This window comes from Ruegeria marina (assembly GCF_900101475.1).
Lineage (GTDB): Bacteria > Pseudomonadota > Alphaproteobacteria > Rhodobacterales > Rhodobacteraceae > Ruegeria_B > Ruegeria_B marina.
This window is the reverse complement of sequence record NZ_FMZV01000003.1, coordinates 56,181-72,162: the sequence shown is the minus strand read 5'-3', so window position 1 is coordinate 72,162 and position 15,982 is coordinate 56,181. Positions and strand designations below refer to the sequence as shown.

Annotated in this window: 13 protein-coding genes; 10 read left to right on the top strand and 3 right to left on the bottom strand. The window is 63.1% G+C overall.

The window, feature by feature from the left end; all coding sequences use genetic code 11:
• Window positions 1-7 precede the first annotated feature (7 nt).
• On the bottom strand, window positions 8-1,102 hold the full coding sequence (locus BLT75_RS04965; RefSeq protein WP_093028345.1) for a Hint domain-containing protein: 1,095 nt from the start codon (window positions 1,100-1,102) through the stop codon (window positions 8-10).
• A gap of 437 nt (window positions 1,103-1,539) precedes the next feature.
• Here BLT75_RS04965 and dapE point away from each other — a divergent pair, with 437 nt between their 5' ends.
• From dapE to BLT75_RS04945, 4 genes are all read left to right on the top strand, one after another.
• Complete coding sequence (gene dapE, locus BLT75_RS04960) at window positions 1,540-2,682, top strand: succinyl-diaminopimelate desuccinylase (RefSeq protein ID WP_093028343.1); 1,143 nt, start codon at window positions 1,540-1,542, stop codon at window positions 2,680-2,682.
• 9 nt (window positions 2,683-2,691) lie between these two features.
• Window positions 2,692-3,291 carry a TIGR04282 family arsenosugar biosynthesis glycosyltransferase gene (locus BLT75_RS04955; RefSeq protein WP_093028341.1) on the top strand — a complete coding sequence of 200 codons (600 nt, stop codon included), beginning with the start codon at window positions 2,692-2,694 and terminating at the stop codon, window positions 3,289-3,291.
• Between the two features lie 31 nt (window positions 3,292-3,322).
• Window positions 3,323-5,581 (top strand): ribonuclease R, encoded by a 2,259-nt coding sequence (gene rnr / locus BLT75_RS04950; protein ID WP_093028339.1) that lies wholly within the window; start codon window positions 3,323-3,325, stop codon window positions 5,579-5,581.
• Between the two features lie 126 nt (window positions 5,582-5,707).
• Window positions 5,708-6,109 (top strand): globin domain-containing protein, encoded by a 402-nt coding sequence (locus BLT75_RS04945; protein WP_093028337.1) that lies wholly within the window; start codon window positions 5,708-5,710, stop codon window positions 6,107-6,109.
• Window positions 6,110-6,115: 6 nt separating this feature from the next.
• Here the strand turns inward: BLT75_RS04945 and BLT75_RS04940 are convergent, their stop codons facing one another.
• Complete coding sequence (locus BLT75_RS04940; protein WP_093028335.1) at window positions 6,116-7,591, bottom strand: NAD-dependent succinate-semialdehyde dehydrogenase; 1,476 nt, start codon at window positions 7,589-7,591, stop codon at window positions 6,116-6,118.
• A gap of 258 nt (window positions 7,592-7,849) precedes the next feature.
• Here BLT75_RS04940 and BLT75_RS04935 point away from each other — a divergent pair, with 258 nt between their 5' ends.
• Complete coding sequence (locus BLT75_RS04935; protein ID WP_093028333.1) at window positions 7,850-9,067, top strand: M24 family metallopeptidase; 1,218 nt, start codon at window positions 7,850-7,852, stop codon at window positions 9,065-9,067.
• A 60-nt stretch (window positions 9,068-9,127) separates the two neighbouring features.
• Here BLT75_RS04935 and BLT75_RS04930 read toward each other — a convergent pair whose 3' ends face one another.
• Window positions 9,128-9,469, bottom strand: coding sequence for a cupin domain-containing protein (locus BLT75_RS04930; RefSeq protein WP_093029038.1), 342 nt, complete (start codon window positions 9,467-9,469; stop codon window positions 9,128-9,130).
• Window positions 9,470-9,660: 191 nt separating this feature from the next.
• On the opposite strand from BLT75_RS04930, the gene BLT75_RS04925 reads away from it, so the two are divergent.
• The 5 genes from BLT75_RS04925 to BLT75_RS04905 all read left to right on the top strand — a co-directional run bounded on the left by BLT75_RS04925 (window position 9,661) and on the right by BLT75_RS04905 (window position 15,982).
• The gene (locus tag BLT75_RS04925; protein ID WP_093028330.1) at window positions 9,661-10,740 is read left to right on the top strand and encodes a hypothetical protein; all 1,080 of its coding nucleotides are present in this window, start codon (window positions 9,661-9,663) and stop codon (window positions 10,738-10,740) included.
• 3 nt (window positions 10,741-10,743) lie between these two features.
• Window positions 10,744-11,862: a hypothetical protein gene (locus tag BLT75_RS04920; protein ID WP_093028328.1), complete on the top strand. Its 1,119-nt coding sequence runs from the start codon at window positions 10,744-10,746 to the stop codon at window positions 11,860-11,862.
• A gap of 67 nt (window positions 11,863-11,929) precedes the next feature.
• Window positions 11,930-13,870, top strand: a complete 1,941-nt coding sequence (locus BLT75_RS04915) for an AAA family ATPase (RefSeq protein WP_093028326.1) — start codon at window positions 11,930-11,932, stop codon at window positions 13,868-13,870.
• Complete coding sequence (locus BLT75_RS04910) at window positions 13,863-14,639, top strand: hypothetical protein (RefSeq protein ID WP_143028519.1); 777 nt, start codon at window positions 13,863-13,865, stop codon at window positions 14,637-14,639. Before BLT75_RS04915 ends, BLT75_RS04910 begins: the two co-directional genes overlap by 8 nt.
• The gene (locus tag BLT75_RS04905; RefSeq protein ID WP_093028322.1) at window positions 14,636-15,982 is read left to right on the top strand and encodes a DUF6638 family protein; all 1,347 of its coding nucleotides are present in this window, start codon (window positions 14,636-14,638) and stop codon (window positions 15,980-15,982) included. The genes BLT75_RS04910 and BLT75_RS04905 overlap by 4 nt, the downstream gene beginning before the upstream one ends.

Here is a 15,982-nt window from a genome sequence, read left to right as displayed (position 1 = left end):
GCGCCGATCAGGCGGCGCGCGCTTCGGCCAGGATGCGGGCGTCGAAGGCGCGCAGGACCATATGCGCAGGCCGTCCGTGATCGGGTAGGCGTGTCCGGTCGAACCCGGCCAGGATACTGGCCGCAAGGTGGAGCGGCCGCCGGTGCAGGCGGCCGATGTAGAGGCTTTCGGCAAGTGTGCCCGCAGTCACCACCGCATCGTTCGATGGCAGCAACAACTGTCCATAGGTGACCGTCATCCCGGCGCGCGCCGGCGTGACCGAGTGCCCGCCAACCAGATGCCTCGCCGAGACCAGAACCGCCTCGCGGCCGAAGAGGTACTCCACCTGGGACCCGGAAAGCAGAAACCGTTGCGAGGGCGCAACGACGATATCCTGCCGCAGGCCGAAATACGGGCGCCGAACGGTCAGGGGTGCGGTGCTGCCAAAGGCGGGCATTGTCCGGCTGACCGTTTGCAACACGGGGACCGCATCGCCATTGGCGGTGATCACGGTATCGCCCCGCCGGATGTCGCGCAGCGCCCGGTAGCCGGACGGGGTGGCGACCGGCGTATCGGGAAGCAGCGATGGCATCGGGCCGACCGGTTCGATCTGGTCCGACAGCGCGAAATAGACCATGTCAGGAGACACGAACCGATGATTGCCATCGGTGAAGAGCGTCCTCAGGTCGCCGCATCGCAAGGGTGGTGGCGCCTGGACTTCGACCAGAAGCGCGAATTCGCGTTCGTCATGTTCAAGGGCCAGCCAACCTGCCCGTGCGGGCGCGTCCCAGGCATAGCTGAGGCGCAATGTTTCGATGCGGCCGCTGTCGGCAATGTTGAGCACCTGATGCAGCACCGAACCGCCCTGGTGGACGATTAGGATCAGGCCTCCGCCGGGGATCGCCTGCAAGGACAGGTGGAATGGCCAGGCGCCCCGCCGTTCGTAGTGCAGCAGGAATCTGGGCCGGTTCGCGTTTGGAAGGCGGGTTTCGAAAACAAGGGAGCCGCGCACCAACAATTCGTCATCGGATACGTTTCCGTTTTCGACCGAATTGCTGAGATTGGACAGTCCGGCCAGATCGAACCTGTGTGTCTCCTGAGAAGAAATGGCGATCCAGCTCATGTCATGCAACCTTCATCGAAGAGGCAAGCAACCGCGCCTTGTGCTGCCTGGCAATCCGTCGGGACGCGGACGACGGTTGCTCTGCTGCCGAATATGGCATTTTCCATCTGCATCGCAAAGGCGCCCGTATTGTTTATAAGCCCGGCTCCCCTGGTCATGTCCTTCCCCAACACGTCATGGTTCGAAGCAGGGAGGCCGCGCCGGGAGATCCGGTCCGACGAATGAACCGTCCGCATCTTTTGTGCGGTCGTTTCCGGTTCTGCCTTTTTCAGGCGAAAAGCTCGATACCCTGCCTCGGGTCTTGTTATTATGCGCAACCGTAGCACGAGCAAGCTTCGGTTGTTAAGTAGAATATCAACGCAAAAGGGTTGGCATTGCGGTCATTTCGTCACAAATGTGACGCCCAGACACTGCGACCTTGCCCGAGGAGTCCGACCATGACCACCGATGCCGTCCGGCTGACCGCCGATCTGATCCGTTGTGCCTCGGTCACGCCCGAGGATGATGGCGCGCTGGACGTTGTGGAAAGCGTGCTTTCCGAGGCCGGTTTTTCCTGTGTCCGGGTCGATCGCGGTGGGGTGCGCAACCTGTTCGCCCGCTGGGGGGCCAAGGGCCATCCGCGGACCTTCGGGTTCAACGGGCATACCGACGTGGTGCCGGTGGGTGATGCGGCGGCCTGGACGATGCCGCCTTTTGGCGCCGAGGAAAAGGACGGGTTTCTCTACGGGCGCGGCGCGACCGACATGAAATCGGGCGTCGCGGCCTTTGCGGCGGCGGCGGCGGATTTCGTCACGCGGACACCGCCCGACGGGGCGGTGATCCTGACCATTACCGGAGATGAAGAGGGCGCATCCATCGACGGCACAACCGCCCTGCTCGACTACATGGATGCGGCAGGCGAGCGGATGTCGGTCTGCCTGGTGGGTGAACCGACCTGCCCGGACCGGATGGGCGAGATGATGAAGATCGGACGGCGTGGTTCGATGTCGGCTTGGTTCACGGTAAATGGGGTGCAGGGGCATTCGGCCTATCCGCACCGGGCGAAAAACCCCTTGCCGGCAATGGCGCGGCTGATGGACCGGCTGGCCAGTCACACCCTGGACGAGGGAACCGACCATTTCGACGCCTCGACACTGGCGGTAGTGACCATCGACACCGGCAACACCGCGACCAACGTGATCCCGGCGCAATGCCGCGCGACGGTGAACATCCGGTTCAATGACCTGCATTCTGGCGCCAGCCTGACGGAGTGGATGCAGGCCGAGGCGGACAGGGTGGCCGGGGAATTCGGCGTTACGGTCGAAATGAAGGTCAAGATTTCCGGCGAAAGCTTCCTCACCCCGCCCGGTGCGCTGTCCGATCTGGTGGCGGCAGCGGTCGAGGCGGAAACCGGCGTGGCGCCGGTACTGTCGACCTCGGGCGGCACTTCGGACGCGCGCTTTGTCAAGGACCATTGCCCGGTGGTCGAATTCGGGCTGGTGGGCCGTACAATGCACCAGGTGGACGAGCGGGTCGAGATCGCCCAGATCCACCAGCTCAAGGCCATTTATGGCCGGATCCTGCGGGACTATTTCGCCTGAGCCACAGCGATGCGGCGCACTCTGGTCATCATGGTCAAGGAACCGCGACCGGGCCGGGTGAAAACCCGGCTGGGGCGCGACATCGGCATGGTCGGCGCGGCCTGGTGGTTCCGCCACCAGACGCGGGCGCTGATCCGGCGGCTGCGCGACCCGCGCTGGCAGATCGTGCTGGCGGTGTCGCCTGATGCCGAGGGTCTGGCCAGCCGGGTCTGGCCCGGCGATCTGACGCGCCGTCCGCAGGGGCGGGGCGATCTGGGGCAGCGCATGGCGCTTCAGTTGCGGAGCGCGCCATGCGGGCCGGTCTGCCTGATCGGTGCCGATATTCCGGGGGTTACTCGTGCCCACATAGGTCGCGCTTTTGCGGCGCTGGGTGGCGCCGAGTTTGTGTTCGGCCCGGCGACCGACGGCGGCTATTGGCTGGTGGGCGCGGCGCGGCGCCGAGCCTTGCCGCGCCCGCTGTTCGAGGGTGTCAGATGGTCCGGCGAACAGGCGCTGGCCGACACGCTGGCGGGTCTCGACGGGCATCGGATTGCTCTGGTTGATGTTTTGCGCGACATCGACACCTTTGCCGACCTGCGGCAGGCTGGGAAACCGTCGCTTTTGCGGTGACGCGCCCCGCGCCGCGTGCTACGGCAAGGGCATGACACGCATCCCTACGAAGCAGGAGATCCTCGACTGGATTTCCGCGCATCCCACGCTCACTTCGAAACGCGATATCGCCAAGGCCTTTGGCATCAAGGGCTCGGACCGGATCGACCTGAAACGCATCCTCAAGGAGCTGGAGGCCGAGGGCCATCTGGAGAAGCGCAAACGCAGCTATGGCGATCCCGACAGGTTGCCGCCGGTTAGCGTGTTGCAGGTCAAGGAGCCTGACGAGAATGGCGATCTGTTCGCGCGCCCGCTGGAATGGCACGGCGAAGGGGTCGAGCCCATCGTGCTGGTCCTGCCGCGCGCCAGCGATCCGGCGCTGGGGGCGGGCGACCGTATTCTCGCGCGCCTCACGGTGGTGCACGAGGAAGACCACAATTACGAGGCGCGGCTGATCCGGCGGATCGGCACCAACCCGCACAAGATCCTGGGCATCTTCCGCAAGGGGACCGAGGGCGGGCGTATCGTGCCCATCGACAAGGCGGGCCAGAACGAATGGCTGGTGGCCGAAGGTGCAGTGCATGGCGCCAAGGATGGCGAACTGGTCGAGGCCGAACAGGCCGGACCAAAGGGTCGCATGGGTCTGCCGCGCGCCCGCATCATCGAGCGGCTGGGCGATCCATCCGCGCCCAAGGCGGTGTCGCTCATCGCCATTCACCAGCACGGCATCCCTGACGACTTTCCCGACAAGGTGATCGAGGAGGCCGACCGGGCCAAGCCTCTGGGCCTGTCCGGGCGGCAGGACCTGCGCGACATGCCGCTGATCACCATCGACCCGTCGGATGCACGCGACCATGACGACGCCTGTTTCGCCCATGCCGACGATGACCCGAAGAATCCGGGCGGCCATGTGATCTGGGTCGCGATTGCCGATGTGGCGGCCTATGTCCGCCCCGGCAGCGCACTGGACCGCGAGGCGCGCAAGCGCGGCAACTCGACCTATTTCCCGGACCGGGTGGTGCCGATGCTGCCCGACCGGTTGTCGGGCGATCTGTGTTCTCTGCACGAGGGCGTGCCGCGCGCCTGTATGGCGGTGCGGATGCAGATCGATGCGCAGGGCAACAAGATCGGTCACCGGTTTGTCCGGGGGCTGATGCGCTCGGTCGCCTCGCTGAACTATCAGGAGGTGCAAGCCGCCATCGACGGCGCCCCCAACGACAAGACCGGACCGCTGGTCGAGGAGGTGCTGAAGCCGCTTTATGCCGCTTACCAGGCTCTGGAAGCCGCCCGCGCGCGGCGTCAGCCGCTGGACCTCGACCTGCCGGAACGCAAGATCGTGCTGAACGACAAGGGCCATGTGGAAAGCGTGGCCTTTCGCGACCGGCTGGACGCGCACAAGCTGATCGAGGAGTTCATGATCCTCGCCAATGTGGCCGCCGCCGAGACGCTGATTGCGAAACGCGTGCCGCTCTTGTTTCGGGTCCACGAGGAACCCGCGCCCGAAAAGCTGGAGGCGCTGCGCGAGACCGCGCAGGCCTCGGGGTTGACGCTGGCCAAGGGGCAGGTGCTGCAAACCCGCCACCTGAACGCGCTGCTGCATCAGGCGGCGGGTACGGACGAGGCGGAACTGATCAACATGTCCACCCTGCGGTCGATGGCGCAGGCCTATTACAACCCGGAAAACTTCGGGCATTTCGGACTGGCGCTGAGGAACTATGCGCATTTCACCTCGCCGATCCGGCGCTACTCGGACCTGATCGTGCATCGTGGCCTGATCAAGGCGCATGGCTGGGGCGAGGACGGGCTGACGGCGGACGAGATCGAGCAGCTGGACCGGATCGCCACCCATATCTCGGACACCGAACGCCGTTCGATGATGGCCGAGCGCGACACGACCGACCGTTATCTCGCGGCTTACCTCTCGGAGCGGGTGGGTAACGAATTCACCGGCCGGATCAGCGGCATCGCCCGCTTCGGCGCTTTCGTCAAACTGGACGAGACCGGGGCCGACGGGCTGGTTCCGGTGCGCTCGCTGGGGCGCGAGTTCTTTCATTTCGACCGCGAGGCGGGAACGTTGATGGGGTCGGAGACCGGGCTGCTGATCGCTATCGGCCAGCGGGTCACCGTGCGCCTGGCGCAGGCCTCTCCGGTGACAGGCGGACTGGAATTCGAACTGCTGAGCCTCGAAGAGAAGGAGTTGCCCCGCGGCGGCGGCACCGCCAAGGGCAAGCGCGTGGTGCGGCGCCAGGCGGCCAGGGCCAAGCACAAGGCCGACAAGGTCAAGCGCAAGGTTGCCCGCAAGCGCCGGTGATATCGGGATATCTCCAGACCCGGCACCGGTTGCGTAGTCGCGAAGCGGAAACCCGCCGTTAACCGCCAGCCCTCATACTCGCCTGCGACCGGGAGAACCCGGCCAGTAGCGCGTGAGCGAGGCGGCATGACCGACGATCAGATCCGGCTGGTGCAATCCAGTTTTGCCAGGGTATTTACACGAAAGGCGGATCTGACCGAGCGGTTTTATCACCATTTGTTCCTGGAGCTTCCGGAGGCGCGGCGGTTGTTCAAGAACGACTTTCCCGCGCAGAAGGAGATGTTCGCCTCGATGCTGGCCGCCACGGTGCGCGGGATGAGCGACGCGGACAATTTCCGGGTTCTGGGGCGCGGCCTGGCCCGGTCCCATGCGCGGTTCAACCTGAACCCTGCGGACCTGAAAAAGGCGGCCCGCGCCTTGCAGACCGCCTTGGCAGATGTAATGGGCGATGGGCTGTCGCCCGATGAAACAGCAGCCTGGAACGCGGCGGTGGCACAGCTGATGGGGATGCTTGCCGCGCCCGCCTGAACCCGGTCAGACCGACATGCAGATGTATTTCATCTCCAGGTAATCCTCGATTCCGTGATGGCTGCCTTCACGGCCCAGCCCGGATTGCTTGACGCCGCCGAACGGTGCCACCTCGGTCGAGATGATGCCGGTGTTGACGCCGACGATGCCATATTCCAGTGCCTCGGCCACCTTGTAGACGCGGCTCAGGTCCTTGGCATAGAAATACGCGGCCAGACCGAAGATGGTGTCGTTCGCCATGTGGATCACCTCGTCCACCGTGTCGAACCTGAAGAGCGGCGCCAACGGGCCAAAGGTTTCTTCCTGCGCGACCTTCATGTCCTGGGTGACGCCGGTCATCACGGTCGGCTGGAAGAAGGTGCCGCCGAGATCATGCGGCAGGCCGCCGGTCAGGATCGCACCGCCCTTGGCGGCTACGTCGGCAATATGTTCTTTCACCTTTTCGACCGCATCCGCGTTGATCAGCGGCCCGGTGGTGGTCCCGGCGCTGAGCCCGTCGCCAACCTTTAGGTTCTCGACCGCCAGCTTCAGCTTGGCGGCAAATTCGTCATAGACGCCGGCCTGGACATAAATCCGGTTGGCGCAGACACAGGTCTGGCCGTTGTTGCGGAACTTGCACATCATCGCGCCTTCGACGGCGGCATCCAGATCGGCATCGTCGAACACGATGAAGGGCGCGTTGCCGCCCAGTTCCATCGAGCATTTCATCACCTGATCGGCGGCCTGTTTCAGCAGGATGCGACCGACTTCGGTCGAGCCGGTAAAGGTCAGCTTGCGCACGCCGGGGTTCTCGCAGAACTCCTTGCCGATCTCGCTTGCGCGCGACGAGGGCACCACGTTGAACACGCCCGCCGGAATGCCGGCCTGTTCGGCCAGCACCGCCAGCACCAGCGCCGACAGCGGAGTTTCCGCCGCGGGCCGCGCGACAAAGGCGCAGCCGGCCGCCAGCGCCGGGCCGGCCTTGCGGGTGATCATCGCGTTGGGGAAGTTCCACGGCGTGATGGACGCGGCGACGCCAATGGGCTGTTTCAGAACGGTGATCCGCTTGTCGCGCTGGTGGCCGGGAATGGTCTCGCCATAGATGCGCTTGGCCTCTTCGGCGAAGAACTCGATGAAGGACGCGCCATAGGCGATCTCGCCGATGGCTTCGGCCAGGGGCTTGCCCTGCTCGGCGGTCAGGATGCGGCCCAGGTCCTCGGCATTGGCCATCATCAGGTCATACCAGCGGCGCAGGATTGCGGCGCGCTCCTTGCCGGTGTACCGGGCCCATTCCTTTTGCGCGGCTTCGGCCTGGGCGATGGCGCCCGCCACCTGGGCGCGGCTCAGGTCCGCGACCTCGGCGATCACGTCGCCGCGCGCGGGGTTGGTCACGGCAAAGGTGCCGTTATCGCCGTCAACCCATTGGCCGCCGATATAGGCCCTGGTCGCCAGCAACTCCGGGTTCTTGAGGAGCGATTTCAGATCGGTCGTTTCGTCCAGCATGGCTGTGTCTCCGCCTAGAATGTCTCGGGTGCACCCAAACAGGTGTGTCGGCTCTTGTCTATGTCCACTCGCGGGGAGGAATCAATCCAGATTTGATCAAATTGGGAGGGTTCGACATGTGAAACTCCCACTTGATCGACTCGAATGCTTGCGCCAATGTCCGCGCGGGCTCTGGCGATGGCGTCGCCTCATGCCGCGCGGCATGTGCCCAATCCCCCGTCCTGAACGCCGGGACCTTTCTGCAAAGGAGGGTCATCCATGACCGCTGACTTGTCGCGTCCGGAATTCTATCGTTTTCACAATGGCGCCGAGGCCAAACTGCCTTTCGAGGCCGCGGAATACGAAGCCCGTCTGTTGGGCCTGCGCGCCCGCATGGAGGTGCTGGGCGTCGAGGCCGCCGTCTTCACCTCGATGCACAACATCGCCTATTACTCGGGCTTTCTCTATTGCGCCTTCGGGCGGCCCTATGCGCTGGTGGTCACTCCGACCGAAAGCCTGACGATCAGCGCCGGTATCGACGCGGGCCAGCCCTGGCGGCGCTGCCATGGTGACAACATCACCTATACCGACTGGCAGCGCGACAACTATTGGCGCGCGATCCGTTCGGTGACCGGCGAGGGGCGGGTGATCGGCTATGAAAGCGACCACCTCAGCCTGTTGCAAAAAGGCAAGCTCGACAGCTTCCTCGCGCCGTCGAAAACGGTCGATCTGTTCGACACCACCATGCGCCAGCGGATGATGAAATCACCCGCCGAGATCGCCCTGATCCGGCAAGGCGCGCAAGTGGCCGATGTGGGCGGATATGCCATCCGCGATGCGGTCAAGGCCGGGGTGCGCGAGATCGACGTGGCCATGGCCGGGCGCGACGCGATGGAGCTGGAGATTGCCAAACGGTTCCCCGATGCGGAATACCGCGACACCTGGGTCTGGTTCCAGTCGGGTCTCAACACCGATGGCGCGCATAACCCGGTGACGGGCCGGGTGCTGGAGCGGGGGGATATCCTGTCGCTCAACACCTTTCCGATGATCTCGGGCTATTACACAGCGCTGGAACGCACCATGTTCGTGCAGGAGGTCGACGCGGCCAGCCTGAAGATTTGGGAAGCCAACGTCGCCGCGCACGAATACGGTATTTCGCTGTTGAAACCCGGCGCCAGCTGCGCCGAGGTCACCCACAAGATCAACGATTTCTTCGCCGAGCGCGACCTGCTGCAATACCGCGCCTTCGGCTATGGCCACAGCTTCGGTGTGCTCAGCCATTACTATGGCCGCGAGGCGGGGCTGGAACTGCGCGAGGATATCGACACCGTGCTGGAACCCGGAATGGTGATCTCGATGGAACCGATGCTGACGATTGCCAACGATCAGCCGGGTGCCGGCGGGTATCGGGAGCACGACATTCTCGTGATCACCGAGGATGGCAACGAGAACATCACCGGCTATCCCTACGGTCCCGGGTTCAACATTGTTGGTTGAGACGGCGGAGATTTTTCGCCGAAAAATCTTCGCCCCCTCATGGGGGCGGAGTATCGTGTGTCACAACCGGATCACGTAATCCTTGGTGGTGGTTTCGATCACCTCCCAGGTTCCGGAGAATCCGGGACGGATGATGAAGCTGTCGCCCGCCCGCAAGTCGCGGGTGTGGCCGTCGGCATCCGTCAGCACCGAATAGCCCGACAGGATCCGGCAATACTCCCACTCGTCATAGGATACGCGCCATTTGCCTGGGGTGGCGCTCCAGATGCCGCAATAGAGACCATCGCTCTCTTCGAGATTCCATGTCGTGAAGACAGGATCGCCAGAGATCACTTTCTCGGGGGCTGGGCGTTCTGTTTCACCGGTGCCAGTGGCGGTGACGGGCGCAAAGGTCTGGGGCATGATCCGGGTCCTGCTGGGTTTCCGCAACATCTTCGGACCTTGGCCAGATGGCCGCAAGCCCGATGTCTTGCCGCTTTCCTTTTTCTCGCGACTTTGCCACAGTTCTTGGGGAAACATCCGCGCCGGGGGATGTAAATCGCCATCACATTCCCTATCTTTTTTCGAAGCTTTTGAACTCAAAGGATAAAGCCATGTCCGATACTGCATTCGAGGCGATGATCCTGGAAACACAGCGCAAGGTGCGCGAAAGCCAGGCGCAGATCGAAAGTGTAACCAGCCGGATCGAGGCGGCGCGGTCGAAGATTGCGGCGGGCGAGGCCGAAATCGACATAGAGAATGCGACGCTGGAAGACGTGCATGCCCATACCGAGGTGATGAACGCCAACATTGCCGAACTGATCATGGGGCTGGACGACGTGACCAGTGCGTTTTCCCGGGACTTCGACGAGATGCGCTCGAAAACCGGGTGGGAGAGCTTTGTCGGCATCTTTTCCAAGGGCAAATCCGAATCCCTGCGGCAGGAACGGATGCGCACCGCCAATATCGACGACAAGTTGCAGGATCTTATCGCCAAGTCGGACGTGATCGTGAAGCTGCTCGAAGGGCAGCTTGCGGTTCTGGAAGAGCAGCGCACCAAGGTTGAAACCAACCTGACGAGTACACTGGGCGATCGCGAGGCGACCGTCGCCGCGTTGGAAGAGGTGCGGGCCGAAATCCTGGCGATGGATCCACAGATCATCGCGCTGGAAAACAGGATCAGTGTCGAACAGGACGCCGCTGCGCGGACCAAGCTGGAAACCGAGCTGGCGGAGTTGAACAAGGCCTACAACGCCAGGGTGCAGGACGAACAGGTGAAACTCGCCAAGTCGCAGACGCTCGAGCGCTATATCGAAAAGGGCAAGACCTGGGTGGACAGCCTGCAAAACCAGGCGGCGACGCAGATGGTGCTGATCAACAAGCTGCAGACGGACACGCAGCAGCGGGTGGTGCTTTATGATGCGCTGACCAAGTCTCTGAAGACCGCGCAGCAGCAGGACGTGGCGCATCGGATCAACGAGATCGGCGTACAGACCGATCAGGAGGCACAGACGGCCATGGCCGCCATCGGCACGGCCACCAACCAGAAGATGGCCGACATGCTGGAGGCCCATGAAGGGCACATGGTCTTTGCCCGTGACGTGCTGGAAAAAAAGGCCAAGGCCGACGAGCGCTTTGCCCGTCGGTTCGCCGCGATTGTCGAGAAGCACGACAAGAACCTTTACGGGGGCTGATCCTTGGCCGATCCCGCCCACGATCACGTCGGGCTGACCGACAATTTTGCATCTCGCCGGTATTTCCGCAAGTTCGAGACCATTACAACCCATCTGCTGCGGGTTGCGGCCAACATGGAGGCCGAAGGGGCGATCAGCCGGGACGAGGTGCGCATCGTCTCGCGTTACATCTCGGGGCTGCTCTTCACCTTTCGTGCGCTCAGCATGAAATACCTGCTGGTCGGGCGTGACACGGGGCGGTTCTTCGGGTCGCTCAACATGGACAGGCGCGAGAGCGGCTTTCCGGTGGCGGCGGAACTGATGACCATGGCGAACGATGCGCAGCAGGCGGCGAGCCACCTCGCCAATATGCCGTCGGAAGCGGAGCTGAAGGACCAGATGGTTCGGCAGATACTCGGAGCCCACGAAATTCCGACCAAACTGCAATTCGCCCTGTCGCAGAGGCAGTATTACGAGGAGCTTTCACGCGGCCAGATGTTCTGGCAGCGCAACGATCCCGAATGCCATTGGCTGGAGACTCGCGGCGAACGGCGCAGTTTCCTGCTGCACTGGGCCATTTATGACAGCCAGATCAACCTGCCGGTAATCTACATCATGCGTGTCGAGGACACCGGCAAGACCGCCCTGCCCAAGGATCAGCACCGCTGGCCCGAGGCGCAGGCGCATCTGATGGCGCAGTCGCTGAGCGGGCTCAAGCTGCTGACCATCGCCAGGGGGTTCGACGAGGATTTCGACGACCTTCACCCCAAGCACCTGCGCCGCATCCATGTCGGGCCGATGTATTCCTCGGCCTTCACCGAACAATCCGGGCCGCTGCGCGCCGTGCTGGAGGATGCCCAGTCCCCGGCAGGACAGGACTGGGCGTTGGCCTGGACCAGCGAGGAACTGGAAAGCCAGGACGTGACCCGCGAGCGGTCGGGCTGGTTCGGCACGGTCGAACGCGAGGTGTTTGCGCTGGATCCCTTCGGCGGGCAGGGGGCGGAAACCGGGGCGACCCGAACCAGCCGGGCCATCATCCTGCCACAGCGCCCGTTCCAGGTTCTGGCGGAACGCAACCCGCCGGGCTTCGCCGATGTGCGCAAATTCGTGGTGAGCGAGGGCGGGCAGGTGCTGCGATACTGATTGGCCCTGCCGGGCCAAGCCTCCGGCGGGAGTATTTTGAGCAAAGTGAAGACAGGGGCGTTGTGACATGAGCCTGACATCGGACCAGATGGAATTGCGCGAAGAGGCGATCCGCGCCCATTACCTGGCGGCAGCGGCACTGCTTGAGGGGTTCGACCATGCGACGCGGGTGGCGCGGGCCGGCGCGCATGGGCCAGTGGAGGAAAGATCGCCCGGCATTCCCGCAGCCCGGCGGTTCCGCTCTACCACGCCGGGGCTGGTGACGCGGCGGGTGTCGCGGCCCGATGGGGTGCACCTGCTTGACCGGATTACGGTGGCGGACGACGGCGATACCCTGACCTCGCCGTTGCAGGCCACCGTGGCACGGGCGATCCGGCGCGCGATCGCGATCGCCTTTGCGATGGGCGATACCTATGCCGAGCGCACGCCGCTTTCGGACCTCAAGCGCGCCAATCTTGCGGGCGACTTGCCGCCGGCGCGCAAGAGCGAGTTTGCTGAGCTGCTGACCGCCGAGGCGCTTGTCGTTGCGCATGTCTTCGGCAATGCGCTGGCCTACCTGCTGTCACCACATCTGGGCGCGGTCTCGGTCGAGGTGGGCGAGGTCGAGGAATTCCTGACCGACAACGCGCAACTGGCGCTGCATGGCGCGCTGTGGGAGCTCGACCGGAAACTGGCGCAATTCGCGGCTGACGATGCGCAGCTGGTGGCCACGACCGCAGCGTTCGCCGAACAGCTGATGGCCAAGGCCGCCGCCCGCGCGCAGGCGGCGGCGCATCTCGCGCCCTTCACGGCTGCCACCTGGCGCGTCGAGGCCGACGACCTGACCCTGCGCGGGTTCACCCCGGCGGCCAAGGCGCGGTCGAGTACGCTCACCATGACGTTCAAGAAACCGAACGAGGTCGTGGGCAATCATATCGCCAAATACCAGGCCCTGAGGCTGGCCAAGATGCTGATGGCCTATGATTTCGAGCGCCGCCTGAACCCGTTTGCGGAACTGGGCGGCTTCATCTTCACCTTCATGGGCGACGGCAAGCCGGGCACCGGCAAGACGACGCTGATCCAGATGATGGCGGGGCTGATCGACGAATATTGCCGCAACGCGGGCTATCCGTTCCGCTATCAGAACTTCGGTATCGACAATATCGACAGTTATCAGGGCAAGTCGGGCCAGAACGCCAAGGCGTTTGTCCAGAACGTGCTCGATCCCGGCGTGATCGGGTTCGGCACCATCGACGATATCGACCAGATCGCGGGCAAGCGCGGCGACCGGCAGTCCAGCGCGGGCCAGCAGGAGGTGACGGCGGTGTTCATGGAGGCGTTTTCCGGCGCCAATACGGTGGTGCGCGGCAATTGCACCTTCGGCATGTTCTCGAACTACCCCGAGAATGTCGACGACGCCCTGCGCCAGCGGGCGGGCGCGCGGTTCCTGGTCGACGGGCCGCAGACGCGCGAGGATTACATCGACATCCTGGCCCTGCTGCTGGGCAAGCGCCACGAGATCCCGCTGGGCGATCACGACCTCTATGCCGCGCAAGAGATCAAGCGCGCGGTCGCCGCCAGCTTTGCCGCCCATGGCCGCCCGCAAGAGGCCGGGCTGGCACAGGTGTGGGAGCGGGTGGCGGCACAGGTCGGGCCGCTCGACACCATCGCCAAGCTGGGGACGTACCTGAAAGGGATACAGGAGGCTGACGAACGCTTCACGGGCCGCGCGATCAAGAACATCACCGACGCGGTCAAGGTGCGGGCGATGGATTTCGAACTGCCCGACGAATGGATGGAGAACCCCGACCTGTTCCTGTTTCGCGACTATGACACCAAATGCGCGATGATCGAGGAGCTGCGCAGGCCGATCACGGTCGAGATGGTGGTGCAGGAGATCAACCGCTATGCGGATTCCGAGTTCCGTTATGCCGACAAGTCGGACGAGGTCGCCATCGACGGCATGGTGCGCGAGATGGGCCGGATGGACGCGGCGAAGAAACGGTATCTGGAGGGGAAGGATGGGTAAACGCCTGTGCTTTCATCCGGTGTTCTGGGGTGTTCTGGCAACTTTGGCCGTGCTGTCGCTTGCGCTTTGGATCGGTTTTCAAGCCGATTGCGATAGTGAAGGCGTCTGCCAAACAAAGTTCTCAACGTTTTTGGCAGCGCGACCAAATGAGATTGGGGATACGCTTGCCGGTTTTGCGGGAGCGCTCGCGTTTGTTTGGATTATTGTCACCGTTTGGCTGCAAAGCCAGGAATTGGGAGAGCAACGCAAGGAGCTGGAACTAACAAGAAAAGAGTTCCAGAAGATGGCTGAAGCTCAAGACTCTCAGGTTGAGATTCTAAAGTCTCAGAACAAAGTATTGGTAGAAGAACAAAGGTTGCGGATAGAGCAGTATTGGGGTGCAGAAGCAGGTAAGTTGAAGAAGGTTCTAAAAGACGCGGTCATCGAGGTTCTTGGTGGTAGGCAAGAAGTACTGTTTGGAGTTGGTGAAAGTACTGAACTGGTCCTTCTGAACCATGCTCAAAAGAAGTACTCTAGAGGGCGAGACATAATTGAGTCAGACGTTCATGATTTATTGAGTAATTTAGAGAGCGCTCTGAATTCACTGGTTGATGGAGAGGCGATCAAGCCACCGATCAGATGCAAAGCACTAGAAAGTATGTACTCTGTGTTGTGTCAGCATCGCGATGCATTAGGTCGCGCCAGTAAGTCTACTCAGCTAGAAGGTCGATTAGAGCAGCTTACCAAATTGATCGATAGTATTGGAAGAAAGTTGGATCCAGCGCCATGATCCGCCTCATCCAATCCGGCCTGATGTTCGGCAATCTCGTGCATATCTCCAGCCCGGCGCTGGTAGAGCGGTATAATCGCGCGCTCCAGCATCTCGCGGGCAAGACCACGGCGCTCACCGATTTCCATATCGACATCTCGGGTTATTCGCCCGAGATCGGCGATGAACTGGGCGATCCGCTCTACCTCAACCCCAACGGGGTCAACCGGCAGTTCATCCTGCTGACGCCCGAGCAAAAGCGCGCGCCGCTCCTGAACGTCAAATTCTCGACCTCGCGCGCCATCCTGCGCGAGTTCATCGAGGCGAACGAGGCGCAGCTTTTTGCGCTGACCGCCACCGATGCGGTGGCGGGGGAGCTGGTGAACTCGGTCTTCAAGCTGCGCTCACCCGCCGACCTTTTCACCCTGCGCAAGATCGAGATCGAGGCCGACACCGTGGGCGGCACGCTGAAGAACGCGGGTAAACTGGCGGCAATGATCGAGCGGTTCAAGACCGAAGACGACGCCTGGTTCGACGATGTGCTGATCGCCGAGATGATCGGCATTGCCAGGCAGACCGGCGACATCACCCGCAACCCGGTGCACCTGAGCCACAAGGCGCATGAGCAGCGCAATTTCTGGACGGCGCATTTCGGCGGGCTCTACCTGTTCCCTGATGTGCAGCACCCGGCGATGATCTGCGCGGGCGACAAGCCCGAGGGCGAGATGCCGGTGAAATACGTGTTCGACCTGAGCGAACGCAACCGCATTGCCAAGTTCCTTGATTTCAACAAGCTCGCCGAACCCATCGTGCGGGCGCGGGGGATGGATGCAGCGGCGGTGCTGCGGCAAAAGATGGATTTCATCGTCATCGACACCATCGCGGATACCGGGCTGGAGTTGTCGGGCCTCGATCGCGGCGACATGCGGCGGCTGGCGCGGATGCATGCCGACCGGTTGCCCGAGGAATATCACGGGCTGGCGCAATTGGCGCGCTGGGCCGAGAACGGCGGCGACTGGCCGCGCATCGCGGCCGAAGACCCTGCCTATTTCTACGGGCTGCGCGCCGCCGACACGCCCGACCGCGACCTGGTCAACATGCTGCTGGCGGAACTGGCGCCGCTGGACGCCCGCCAGCTGTTTATCTGTCACAAGGAACTGTTCTATCGTCTCTATACAACCTGGCCCGAGGCCAAGCGCGCCTTTGTTGCCGATTTCCTGGCGCGCGAGTATCAGGTGGACAAGGCGGGGGCGCGCGCGGCCCTGTTCGGACACGAACCGGACATGAGCGGCGAGGCAAGCCCTGCCGTCGACGCGGCGCTGATCGAACGGGTCGGTCCCTGGGGCGCGGTACGGAGGAGATAG

Coding starts and splice junctions, on each gene's coding strand:
- BLT75_RS04935 (WP_093028333.1), top strand. CDS start 7,850: ATGACCGCTGACTTGTCGCGTCCGGAATTCTATCGTTTTCACAATGGC.
- BLT75_RS04965 (WP_093028345.1), bottom strand. CDS start 1,102: ATGAGCTGGATCGCCATTTCTTCTCAGGAGACACACAGGTTCGATCTG.
- BLT75_RS04945 (WP_093028337.1), top strand. CDS start 5,708: ATGACCGACGATCAGATCCGGCTGGTGCAATCCAGTTTTGCCAGGGTA.
- dapE (WP_093028343.1), top strand. CDS start 1,540: ATGACCACCGATGCCGTCCGGCTGACCGCCGATCTGATCCGTTGTGCC.
- BLT75_RS04940 (WP_093028335.1), bottom strand. CDS start 7,591: ATGCTGGACGAAACGACCGATCTGAAATCGCTCCTCAAGAACCCGGAG.
- BLT75_RS04905 (WP_093028322.1), top strand. CDS start 14,636: ATGATCCGCCTCATCCAATCCGGCCTGATGTTCGGCAATCTCGTGCAT.
- BLT75_RS04925 (WP_093028330.1), top strand. CDS start 9,661: ATGTCCGATACTGCATTCGAGGCGATGATCCTGGAAACACAGCGCAAG.
- rnr (WP_093028339.1), top strand. CDS start 3,323: ATGACACGCATCCCTACGAAGCAGGAGATCCTCGACTGGATTTCCGCG.
- BLT75_RS04910 (WP_143028519.1), top strand. CDS start 13,863: ATGGGTAAACGCCTGTGCTTTCATCCGGTGTTCTGGGGTGTTCTGGCA.
- BLT75_RS04955 (WP_093028341.1), top strand. CDS start 2,692: ATGCGGCGCACTCTGGTCATCATGGTCAAGGAACCGCGACCGGGCCGG.
- BLT75_RS04915 (WP_093028326.1), top strand. CDS start 11,930: ATGAGCCTGACATCGGACCAGATGGAATTGCGCGAAGAGGCGATCCGC.
- BLT75_RS04930 (WP_093029038.1), bottom strand. CDS start 9,469: ATGCCCCAGACCTTTGCGCCCGTCACCGCCACTGGCACCGGTGAAACA.